Annotated in this window: 9 protein-coding genes, 1 tRNA gene and 1 pseudogene; 8 read left to right on the forward strand and 3 right to left on the reverse strand. The window is 63.8% G+C overall.

Features of this window, described 5'->3' with window-relative positions:
• Window positions 1-4: 4 nt before the first annotated feature.
• From MMB74_RS25165 to MMB74_RS25175, 3 genes are read left to right on the forward strand one after another with little or no spacing between them, the layout of a single operon-like run.
• Window positions 5-1,087 carry an ABC transporter ATP-binding protein gene (locus MMB74_RS25165; RefSeq protein WP_277431381.1) on the forward strand — a complete coding sequence of 361 codons (1,083 nt, stop codon included), beginning with the start codon at window positions 5-7 and terminating at the stop codon, window positions 1,085-1,087.
• Window positions 1,084-1,953, forward strand: coding sequence for a sugar ABC transporter permease (locus MMB74_RS25170; RefSeq protein WP_277431382.1), 870 nt, complete (start codon window positions 1,084-1,086; stop codon window positions 1,951-1,953). Before MMB74_RS25165 ends, MMB74_RS25170 begins: the two co-directional genes overlap by 4 nt.
• Window positions 1,953-2,870, forward strand: coding sequence for an ABC transporter permease (locus MMB74_RS25175; protein WP_277431390.1), 918 nt, complete (start codon window positions 1,953-1,955; stop codon window positions 2,868-2,870). The genes MMB74_RS25170 and MMB74_RS25175 overlap by 1 nt, the downstream gene beginning before the upstream one ends.
• Window positions 2,871-3,008: 138 nt before the next feature.
• Here MMB74_RS25175 and MMB74_RS25180 read toward each other — a convergent pair.
• A tRNA-Leu gene (locus tag MMB74_RS25180) sits at window positions 3,009-3,093 on the reverse strand.
• A gap of 397 nt (window positions 3,094-3,490) precedes the next feature.
• Between MMB74_RS25180 and MMB74_RS25185 the strand changes: the two genes are divergently transcribed.
• A complete protein-coding gene (locus MMB74_RS25185; protein ID WP_277431383.1) occupies window positions 3,491-5,383 on the forward strand; it encodes a methyl-accepting chemotaxis protein in 1,893 nt (630 codons plus the stop codon).
• Window positions 5,384-5,392: 9 nt separating this feature from the next.
• Here the strand turns inward: MMB74_RS25185 and MMB74_RS25190 are convergent, their stop codons facing one another.
• Both MMB74_RS25190 and MMB74_RS25195 read right to left on the reverse strand, forming a co-directional pair.
• Window positions 5,393-6,559: an ABC transporter substrate-binding protein gene (locus tag MMB74_RS25190; RefSeq protein ID WP_277431384.1), complete on the reverse strand. Its 1,167-nt coding sequence runs from the start codon at window positions 6,557-6,559 to the stop codon at window positions 5,393-5,395.
• Window positions 6,560-6,635: 76 nt separating this feature from the next.
• The gene (locus tag MMB74_RS25195) at window positions 6,636-7,577 is read right to left on the reverse strand and encodes a CysB family HTH-type transcriptional regulator (protein ID WP_277431385.1); all 942 of its coding nucleotides are present in this window, start codon (window positions 7,575-7,577) and stop codon (window positions 6,636-6,638) included.
• 208 nt (window positions 7,578-7,785) lie between these two features.
• Here MMB74_RS25195 and MMB74_RS25200 point away from each other — a divergent pair, with 208 nt between their 5' ends.
• The 4 genes and pseudogenes from MMB74_RS25200 to MMB74_RS25215 all read left to right on the forward strand — a co-directional run.
• On the forward strand, window positions 7,786-9,465 hold the full coding sequence (locus MMB74_RS25200; protein WP_277431386.1) for a nitrite/sulfite reductase: 1,680 nt from the start codon (window positions 7,786-7,788) through the stop codon (window positions 9,463-9,465).
• A gap of 28 nt (window positions 9,466-9,493) precedes the next feature.
• Entirely contained in the window at window positions 9,494-10,033 is a 540-nt protein-coding gene (locus tag MMB74_RS25205; protein ID WP_277431387.1) for a DUF934 domain-containing protein, read from the forward strand.
• Window positions 10,030-10,791, forward strand: a complete 762-nt coding sequence (locus tag MMB74_RS25210; protein ID WP_277431388.1) for a phosphoadenylyl-sulfate reductase — start codon at window positions 10,030-10,032, stop codon at window positions 10,789-10,791. The genes MMB74_RS25205 and MMB74_RS25210 overlap by 4 nt, the downstream gene beginning before the upstream one ends.
• A 116-nt stretch (window positions 10,792-10,907) precedes the next feature.
• A pseudogene (locus MMB74_RS25215) lies at window positions 10,908-11,088 on the forward strand (sulfate adenylyltransferase small subunit); the annotation flags it as partial.

An 11,088-nucleotide genomic window follows, 5' to 3' on the forward strand; every position in this document is an offset into this window, starting at 1 on the left:
CATCATGAAGCATACATTCGATCGGTTGCGCCTCAGTTCGGTCCACCGCAGCTTTGCGAACGCGGAGGGTGCGCACGTCGCGGCGCTCAAGGGCCTCGACCTCGACATCGAGCGCGGCGAGTTCATTGCATTGCTGGGTCCGTCCGGATGCGGCAAGTCCACGGCGTTGAACTGCATCGCCGGCTTGCAGCCGCTGACGGGCGGCGAGATTTGGCTCGACGACAAGCGCATCGACGTATTGCCGCCCGAGAGGCGCGGCTTTGGGATGGTCTTCCAGAATTACGCGCTGTTTCCGCACATGTCGGTGCTCGAGAATGTCGGCTTCGGCCTGAAAATGCGCGGCACGCCCAAGAGCGAGATCGAGAAGCGCGCCCGCGCGGCGCTGCAGCTCGTCCAGCTCGTGGGGCACGAAAGCAAATTGCCGGGACAACTGTCGGGCGGTCAGCAGCAGCGTGTGGCGATTGCGCGCGCGATCGTCATCGAGCCGCCCGTCGTGCTGATGGACGAGCCGCTGTCGAATCTGGACACCAAGCTGCGGATCGAGATGCGCGCCGAGATCCGGCGCATTCACGGAGGGCTCGACCGCGCGACGATTTACGTGACGCACGATCAGGACGAAGCGCTATCGATGGCCGACCGCATCGTCGTGATGAAGGAAGGCGTGGTGCAGCAAGTCGCCTCGCCCAAGGAAGTCTATTGCCGCCCGAAGAACTTGCATGTCGCCCGCTTCATGGGCTACCGCAACGTGCTGCCGTGCGAGCTCGAGCGTGCGGCCGGTGAAGCCGTGGAAGTCTCGGCTAGCGGCGTGCACTTCGTCGGCACGCCGATGGAAGCGCTCGAAAGCAAGCATGCGGTGATCGCGATTCGTCCCGACGATCTCGTGCGGGCGGAGCCAGGCACGCACAATACCTTCGAAGTGCACGTCGATGTCGTCGAATACGGCGGCCGCGATTCGCTGCTCTTGGTCACCGCGCCGTTCGGCAAGCTGTGGGCGCGTGTGGAAGGCGAGTTTGCCCAGGGCGAGCGCGTGACGCTCGCGATCTCGACCGAGCGTGCGCTCGTCTATCGCCAAGAGGTCGCATCATGAGCGCGCTGATGCTGTCTGGGCCGCGCGACATGAAGGGTTGGCTCGTTACGCCCGCGCTCGGCTTCATCGTCGCCATGTTCATTTATCCGTTCGCCTACGGCCTCATGCTGTCGTTCGAACCGATGAACGGCGCAGGACTCTTGGCCAACTACCGGACGTTCTTCACCGATAGCGCGATGTGGCCGACGATCTTCGTGACGCTCAAGCTCGCGGTGCCGGCCACGCTGATCAACGTCGGCATTTCGGTGCCCGTGGCATTTTCGTTGCGCCGCAAGTCGCCGTATCAGAAGCTCGTGACGACCTTGCTCGTGATTCCGGTCACGCTCGGCACGGTGCTGATCGCCGACGGCATGCTGACGTATTTCTCGCCGAACGGTTGGTTTCCGCAGGCGGTGCAAGCGTTGCATCTGTACGGCGACGAAGTGCGGCTCACGCATAACTATTGGGGTGTGCTCATTTCATTGATCGTGTCGGGTTTTCCGTTTGCGTTTTTGTTGACGCTTTCGTACGTGACGGGCATCGACCCGACGCTCGCGCGCGCGGCGGCGACGCTCGGTGCGAGCCCGTGGCAGCAGTTCAAGCAGATCTATTTGCCGTTGCTGGCGCCGGGGCTGACCATGGCCGCATGCTTGTCGTTCGTGCAAGCGTTTTCGGTGTTCCCGTCGGCGGTGCTGCTCGGCTCGCCGGCAGGTCCCACGCGCGTGATGTCGATCGCGGCGTCCGAGGCGGCGTTCGAGAGCTACGATTACTCGCTTGCTTCGACGATCGCCATCGTGATGGGTTTCGTGCAATTGATCGTCGTGGCCGGCATGCTCGGCGCGCGCCGGTTCTTCTATACCGGTCCCGTGACGGGAGGAAAGGGATGATGGCAACCGATAATCAAGGCGCTCGCGTGTTGCCGATGCCCGAGCCGCGTAGCGGCAGCGGCGTGTCGAACGCTCGCCCGAGCAAGCACGCCGAAGGCATCGGCAGCCGTTTGTGGCGCGCGCTGGTCTGGGGCGTCATGGCCTTCTTTCTGCTCAACGTCGTGCTGTTGATCGCGACGGTGGCCGTCAACTCGGTCGGCACGCGCTGGTTCGGGACACTGCTGCCGCAAGGGTTCACGCTGCACTGGTACGCGCAGGCATGGAGCGATTTCCAGCTCGCGAGCGTGCTGCGCGTGACGATGGAAGTGGTCGGCGCGGTGGTGTTCTTGTCGATCGCGCTGGGGGTGCCGGCCGCCTACGCGCTGGCGCGGGCCAACTTCCCCGGCAAGCGCATCGCCATGCTGACCTTCCTGCTGCCGCTGATGGTGCCGCCCGTGACGTACGGCATTCCGATGGCGACGGTAATGTACAAGGTGGGCTTGGCGGGGACGCTGACCGGGGTGATCCTGGCTAACCTCGTGCCCGCGTTGCCGTTCGTCATTCTCGTGATGACGCCGTTCATCGAGCAGATCGACCCGAATTTGGAGGCCGCCGCACGTATTTTCGGCGCGAATACGCTGCGCTACTTCCGCCACGTGCTGCTACCGCTGCTCGTGCCCGGCATGCTTGCCGCGGGGTTGCTCGTGCTGGTGCGCACGATCGGGATGTTCGAACTGACGTTCTTCACGGCAGGGCCGGACACGCAGACGCTCGTCGTGGCGCTGTACTACGCGGTGTTCTCGACGGGGGTGCGCGCGCCACAATCGATCGATGCGATGGCGATGATCTATATGGGCATCACGCTCGTGTGGGTGCTGATCGCGTTGCAGTTCGTGAGCCCGACGCAGCTTGTGTCGCGGGTGAAGGAGCAGCGCTGAATAGCCCGTTGATGAGGCGGCGCATCGATCGGTGCGTCGCCGCGACGTCTGGCCGCAGGCAGGGCCAGCGTTTTGCGTATGTCAGCCGTTGATCTTGCGCAGATGCTCGGCATCGTGCCGAGTTTGCTGGAATATCGTTGGTGCCCAGGGCCGGACTCGAACCGGCACGCCTTGCGGCGGGGGATTTTGAGTCCCCTGCGTCTACCTGTTTCACCACCTGGGCAGGTGTCGGCGTACGAGATACGCCGAGCGGTAAGAGCGCGATTATGGGGTAATTCTCTCCAGCTGACAAGATCCTGCGCACCAAACCCGCATCGAACTCCGCATCGAACCCATTCGGGACCCGAACCGAGCGGTGCAGGCCTCGCCCCGTCCCCCTCTGCCGAACGCCCGCCTGCGCGCTTATGCCGCGTACCCGTCGGACGCCTTTTCTTTCTCCTTTTTCCGTTGATTCACGTCAATTGGGCGAAAACCGCCCGCGCGTATCGTCAGCGCAAAGATCGATCGCTTGCTCACTCACAAGCGACGCGAGCGTCGGGCGCCGGGCTCGACGCCGAATATTTCGGGGGAAAGCCGTGATCCGCGCATTTTTTACGCCAGGAATGGCATTGATGGGCCGCATGAGGATGCCCAAAAAGCTCCTCGTGCTGGCGCTGCTGTTTGTTGCACCGTTGTCGGCAACGCTGTTCATTACGCTGAATTCGGCCTTGAATGCCTATGCGTCGATGCACAGCGAGCGCGAAGGACTCGCACTGCTCGCCACGACTCAGCAATGGCTCAAGGCCGTGCAAGTGCGCCGGGGCGCCGGGGCCTCGGTGCTCGCGGGCAATGCCGGCCTGCGCGGCGCATTCGATTCGGCAAGCGCCGATGCCGATGCCTCGCTCGCCCAACTCACGGCGCAAGCCAACGCGAACGACCGGTTCGACGTGCGGCGCGAGGTGAAAGCCCTCAGCGATCAATACACTCAGCTATCGGCTGCGGGCCTGACCGTCTCTGGCGCGGACTTATTCGAGTCGCACACGCGCTTCGTGCATTCGCTCTTCGCATTCGAACGCGATCTGACCGCCAAATCGAAGCTTGCGACCGATCCCGACGCTTCCGACGCGGCCCTCATCGAAGCGGTCGCGTTCGCGCTGCCGAGCGCCGCCGAAACGGTTGGCGTGACCCGCGGCAAGGGCGCCGCGGCATTGAGCGCTGGACAACTAAGCGAGCTCGACAAAGGCGTGTTGGCAACCCGGGCGGCAATGCTCGACGCAGAGAGCGCGGCGCTGACGCACGCGGTCGCTGGCATGCATCCCGCGCAGGGCGATCGCGCATGGGCGGCGGCACTGGCCGGAATCGACTTCGGCCCGTTCGACACTTTCCGTCATACTGCGGCGGCGCTGGCTCACGACGGCGCGGGCTCCACCGACGCGAAGACGTTCTTCGAACAAGGCACCCAAGCCATCGCCGCGCTGTACCGTGCCCATGCCGAACTTTCGAGCGTCGTTCGCGCACGGCTCGATGCGCGTGCAGTCCGCGCTCGCAACGAGGTCATCGTGCTGTCGCTGCTCAGTGCGATCTCCGTTGCATGCGCGCTCTATCTGTTCGTGGCGTTCGCATTGCGCACACAGAGGGACATCTCCGCCCTGTCCGCATCGTTGAGCGCAATCGGCGCGGGCGACCTGCGCGCAACGCTCGTGGTCGAGGGCAAGGACGAACTGGCGTTCATCTCGCACCGGCTCAACGACGTCGTCGCCGCTTGGACCCGCACGATCGCCGCGACGCGAGAGGCCGCGCGGTCCGTGCTAGTCGGTAGCGGCGAAATCGCGACGGGGAACCAGGACCTGTCGCAACGCACCGAGACGCAGGCCGCGTCGCTGCAGGAAACGGCCGCCAGCATGGAACAACTGACGGCGACGGTGCGCCACAACGCGGCCAACGCCGCGAGCGCGAACAAGCTCAGCGCGGAAGCGGCAGGCCGCGCTTCGGAGACGGGAACGATCGTGACTTCGGCCGTCGACTTGATGAAGCAAGTTCATGACGGCTCGACCCGCATGGTCGAAATCGTCTCGGTCATCGAAGGCATCGCCTTTCAGACCAACATCCTGGCGCTGAACGCCGCGGTCGAAGCGGCACGTGCAGGAGAACAGGGCAAGGGCTTTGCCGTCGTTGCAGGAGAAGTGCGCGCCCTCGCGCATCGCAGCGCGGACGCTGCAAAGGACGTGAAAGCGCTCATACACACATCGATCGAGCGCGTGACGGGCGGGTCTGCACTATTCGTTCAAGTCGAAGACGCGATTCACGCCGTGATCGATTCGATTGCGCGCGTGGACCGCATCGTGGGCGACATCGCCGATGCCTCGGTGCAGCAGAGCGACGGCATCGAGCAAGTGAACATCGCCATCGCGCAGATGGACGATGTGACTCAGCGCAACGCCGCACTCGTCGAGCAATCGGCAGCGGCGAGCGCGTCGCTGCGGGAGCAAGCCGAACGCATGGAGCACATGGTCTCGCGCTTTCAGCTTGCTTGACGGCGGCGCTTACTGGCTCAGATAGACGAACTTGCCGCCCTTGATGGTCCCCATCACGCTGGCACGTTGATCGAGCCCGACATGGTCGCTCGCGCTCGTGTTGACGACGCCGTTCGGCACCACGAGCTCATGCGCCTGCTCGAGGGCGGTGCGCAGCGCCGTGCGAAACGCTTCGGTGCCGGGCTTGGCCGTCTTCAAAGCCCGCGCGACGGCATCCTCGAGCCGCGGATAGACGCCCGCCGCGTCGCCTGCGAACTGCGTCACGCTATCGGGCCCGTACTTCGCCTCATAGGCGCTCACGAACGCTAGCGCCGCCTTCTTCGCCGGATGGTTGGACGGCAGGGTGCGTGCCACGACGACGGGCTGCGTCGGGAACAACGTGCCCTCGACATCCTTGCCGCCCAGCTTGATGAATGCGGGCGTGGCGATACCGTGCGTTTGGTAGATCGGGCCCTTGAAGCCGCGCTCGATCAACTCGCGCTGCGGCAGCACGGCGGGCGTGCCCGCCCCGGCGACCAGGATCGCATCGGGCCGCGCGGCCATCAGCTTGAGCGCCTGGCCGGTCACGCTCGAATCGGTGCGGTTGTAGCGCTCGGTCGCGACGATGTCGATGTGCCGCAGTTTCGCGAAGGTCGAAAATTCCTTCAGCCAGCTGTCGCCGTAGCTGTCGGCGAACCCGATGAAGCCGACGCTCTTCACGCCGTGATTGACCATGTAGCGCGTCATTACGTCGGCCATCGCGCTATCGGTTTGCGCCATCTTGAAGGCCCAGACTCGTTTGCCTTCCTGCGGTTCGACCACGCTCGCCGAGCCGATCAGCGTGATCATCGGCGTGTGCGACTCGGCCACGACGTCGAGCGCGGCGAGCGCCGCCGGCGTGACGTTCGGCCCCACGACCACGTCCACGTGATCCTCGTTGATCAGCTTGCGGATGTTGCGCACGGCCGCGCCCGGGTCGGAACCGTCGTCCAGCACGATGTATTGCGCCGGTTGCCCGGCGATCGTCTTGGGCCACATCAGCATCGCGTTCTTGCTCGTGATGCCGATGACGGCCGCCGGACCCGTGCTCGACAAATCGATGCCGACTTTGATGTCGGCGTAAGCCGGGGCGGTTGCCGCCGCGCCGGCGAGCGCGAAAGCCGCGAGCGTGCGGCGCAAGGGTGCGTTCAAGGCCATGCCATGGTCTCCATAGGGAAGGGTTGCCCAGCCCATGCGCGCGGGCTCGGCGTTGTTCGACTGTTTTGGAATCGGGTCAAAGCTCGTAGCTCTCGTGCTCGCCCTTGAGCGCTTGCTCGATGAGCTTGCGGTTCAGGGTCGGCGAGAGCAGTTCGACGAGCGTGTAGACGTAGCTGCGCAGGTAGGCGCCTTGTTTGAGCGCGACGCGCGTCAGGTTGCTGCCGAACAAGTGCCCGACCGGCATCGCCCGCAAATGGCGATCGCGCTCTGCGTTGAAGGCGATGTCGGCCATGATGCCGACACCGAGGCCAAGTTCGACGTACGTTTTGATGACGTCCGCGTCAATGGCCTCGAGCACGATGTCGGGCGAAAGCGAGCGCAGCGCGAACGCTTGATTGATCTTGGTGCGGCCCGCGAACGCGTTGTCGTACGTAATGAGCGGATATTGGGCCAGATCCTCGAGCGACAACTGCTTGCGTTGAAGCAGCGGATGGTCCGCGGGCATGACGGCCACATGGTGCCACTGGAAGCAGGGCAGGGAAACGAGTTCCTTATAGGAGGCGATCGCCTCGGTGGCCACCGCGATGTCGGCTTGGTCGTGCATCACCATCTCGGCCACCTGCGTGGGGCTGCCTTGCAGGATCGACAGGTGAACCTTCGGAAATCGCTTCTTGAACTCGGCGATCGCGCCGGGCAGCGAGTAACGCGCCTGGGTGTGAGTGGCGGCGATCACGAGGTTGCCTTGATCCTGCGCCGCGAAGTCCTTGCCGATGCGTTTTAGGCTCTCCACCTCCTGCAAGATGCGCTCGACCGACGCCAGGATGATGCGGCCCGGTTCCGTCAGAGACCGCACCCGCTTGCCGTGCCGCGTAAAGATTTCGACCCCCAATTCGTCTTCGAGCTCGATGATCGCCTTGGAGACGCCCGGCTGAGAGGTGTACAGCGCCTTGGCGGCCTCGGTCAGATTGAAGTTTTGGCGGACCGCCTCGCGCACGAACCGAAATTGGTGCAGGTTCATTTATAACCCTACCGGCATAAGGAAAGAATTTTTTAGTCGTTTGAAATATAAAGGCAGTTTATTACGATCGACGGACGTTTTTCAATATGCATAGCTGTTTTTGTCATTAGCACATGCGCGGATGGCCCGAGGATCGGCCCGCGGCATGCGTCGATAGCGATTCGGGCGCCGTGAACGAGTGCGGCGCGACACAACCTGGGGTCCCCGAATGTATCAATACGATCAGTACGACCAGACCATCGTCGACGAGCGCGTCGCGCAGTACCGCGACCAAGTCCGCCGCCGCTTGTCGGGCGAATTGAGCGAGGACGAGTTCCGTCCGCTGCGGCTGCAGAACGGCCTGTACATGCAGCGTCACGCCTACATGCACCGTATCGCAATCCCGTACGGCAACCTGCGCAGCGACCAATTGCGCATGCTGGCGCACATTGCGCGCAAGTACGACCGCGGCTACGGCCATTTCTCGACGCGCACGAACATCCAGTACAACTGGATCCAGCTCGAGGACACGCCCGATCTGCTGGCCGATCTCGCGACGGTGCAGATGCACGGCATTCAGACCTCCGGCAATGACATTCGCAACATCACGGCCGATCAGTTCGCGGGCGTCGCGCCCGACGAGATCGTCGATCCGCGGCCGTGGGCGGAAATTCTGCGTCAATGGTCGACGTTCCATCCTGAATTCAGCTGGCTGCCGCGCAAGTTCAAGATTGCCGTGTCGGCTTCCAAGGAAGACCGGATCGCGGTGCAGATCCACGATCTGGGCGTCTATCTGACGAAGAACGAAGCGGGCGAAGTCGTCTGCTCGATTCTCGCGGGCGGGGGCTTGGGCCGCACGCCGATCCTCGGGGCGATCATTCGCGAAAACCTGCCCTGGCAGCATTTGCTCACGTATTGCGAGGCCGTGCTGCGCGTCTATAACCGCTTCGGCCGCCGCGACAACCTGTTCAAGGCGCGCATCAAGATTCTCGTGAAGGCGCTCGGGCCGGAGAAGTTCGCGCAGCAGGTCGAAGAGGAATGGCAGCATCTGAAGGATGGCCCCTCGACGCTCACGCAAGCCGAATACGATCGCGTCGCGCAGTACTTCAAGCCGCCGTCGTACGAGAAGCTGTCCGATACCGATGCGTCGTTCGAGAAGCATCTGCTCGAAAACCGCGCGTTCGCGCGTTGGATCGAGCGCAACATGCGTCCGCACCGCGTGCCCGGTTACGCCGCGGTGACGCTCTCGCTCAAGCCGGCCAAGGGTGCGCCGGGCGATGCGACTGCCGAGCAAATGGAAGCGGTCGCCGATTGGGCCGACCAGTATTCGTTCGGGGAAATCCGCGTCTCGCACGAGCAGAATCTGATTCTCGCCGATGTGAAGAAGCGGGACCTCTACGCACTGTGGGAAGCGGCGAAGAAGCAAGGCTTCGCGACGCCGAACCTCGGCTTGCTGACCGATATCATCGCGTGCCCGGGCGGCGATTTCTGCTCGCTCGCGAATGCAAAATCGTTGCCGATCGCTCAGGCGATCCAAGACCGTTTCAACGATCTCGACTACGTGTACGATCTCGGCGATTTGTCGCTGAACATCTCGGGTTGCATCAACTCGTGCGGGCATCATCATGTGGGCAACATCGGCATTCTCGGCGTCGACAAGGACGGTTCCGAGTGGTACCAGCTGACGCTCGGCGGCGAGCAGGGCACCGGGGCGACCGGAGCGCACCTGGGCCGCGTGATTGGCCCGTCGTTTGCGGCGGATGAAATGCCCGATGTCGTGACCAAAGTGATCGACACCTTCGTCGAGAACCGCATCGACGGCGAGCGTTTCATCGATACCTACAATCGGATCGGCATCGCGCCGTTCAAGGAACGCGTCTACGCGTCGCGCCAACCGGCGCATGCGTGAGCATCGGGCGAGTGAGGGATTTTTGCAGATGACTTCGATTATCAAGAACCGGGCAGTGGTGGCGGACGACTGGAGCGTCGTGCGCGCGTCCGACGATGGCGCGCTGCCCCAGGTCGACGCGTTGCCGGCGGGCCGCGTGCTCGTGCCGTTCGCGCTTTGGAAGGAAGCGCGCGAGGCGCTCGTCGCCGCGCGCGGAAAAGATGCGCTGGGCGTATGGCTCGCGCCCGACGAGGAGCCGGCCGACCTCGTCGCCGATTTCGACCAGATCTCGTTGATCGGCGTCGACTTCCCCGTGTTTCGCGATGGCCGCGGCTATAGCACGGCGCGTCTGTTGCGCGAGCGCTATGGCTGGCGCGGCGAGTTGCGCGCGATCGGCGACGTGCTGCGCGATCAGTTGAACTTCATGGCGCGCTGCGGGTTCGACGCGTTCGCCGTGCGCGCCGACAAAGACATCCACGATGCCCTGCGCGCTTTCGAGGAATTCTCCGTGAAGTATCAAGGCGCGTTCGACACGCCGCAGCCGCTGTTTCGCCGCCGCGCGGCCCTTGCCACGGAGTCGCAGACATGAGCCAGGACCGGACTCCGGCCGCGGCCGCGCTGGACGCGGCGTTGCAGGCGAAGATCGATCGCCTTCACGCATTCGTCGACGAGATCGCCGCACGTCACGCGAAGATCAAGCTGGCGAGCAGCTTGGCGGCCGAGGACATGGTGCTCACGCATGCGATCTTGTCGCGTGCATTGCCGATCGGCATTTTTTCGTTGAATACGGGCCGCTTGCACGCCGAAACGCTCGAGATGATCGACCGGATTCGCGAGCGTTACGGCTACGAGATCGAGCAGTTTCATCCGCAGGCGGAAGCCGTCGACGAGTACGTCAAGACGCACGGGCTGAACGCGTTTTATGAAAGCGTCGAATTGCGCAAGCGCTGCTGCGAGATTCGCAAAGTCGAGCCGTTGAACCGCGCGCTCGCGGGCGTCGATGCATGGGTCACGGGCCAGCGTCGCGAACAATCGGTCACGCGCGCCGAACTGCACGAGCAGGAACGCGATGCCGCCCGAAACATCGACAAATACAATCCGCTTGCCGATTGGAGCGAGGGCGAAGTCTGGGCGTACCTCAAGTTGCACGATGTGCCGGTCAATCCGCTGCACGCGCGCGGGTACCCGAGCATCGGCTGCGAACCTTGCACGCGCGCGGTGCGCCCGGGCGAGGATAGCCGGGCGGGGCGGTGGTGGTGGGAGTCGCGCGATTCGAAAGAGTGCGGCCTGCATGTCACGACGTTGCAGTTCGCACCCGGCGCCGCGCAACCGTCGACCCAAGCTTGAACCGCACACACCGCAGCACCCCGATAGCATCAGCAGCATCCGAGCGCCGTGACGGCCGGCTCGAGCGCACCGGCGCCGAGCGACGGACACGGGCAAACGATAGGAAACCGTTAAACATGAGCACGATTCTCGAACCTTCCGCGACGACCCCGCTCACGGTCACGACGACCCGCATGGACCACCTCGACTGGCTCGAGGCCGAATCGATCCACATCCTGCGCGAGCTCGTGGCCGAATGCAGCAAGCCGGCGTTGCTGTTCTCGGGCGGCAAGGATTCGGTGGTGGTGCTGCATCTGG

Origin of the sequence: Trinickia sp. Y13 (genome assembly GCF_029522115.1) — a bacterium.
GTDB lineage: Bacteria > Pseudomonadota > Gammaproteobacteria > Burkholderiales > Burkholderiaceae > Trinickia.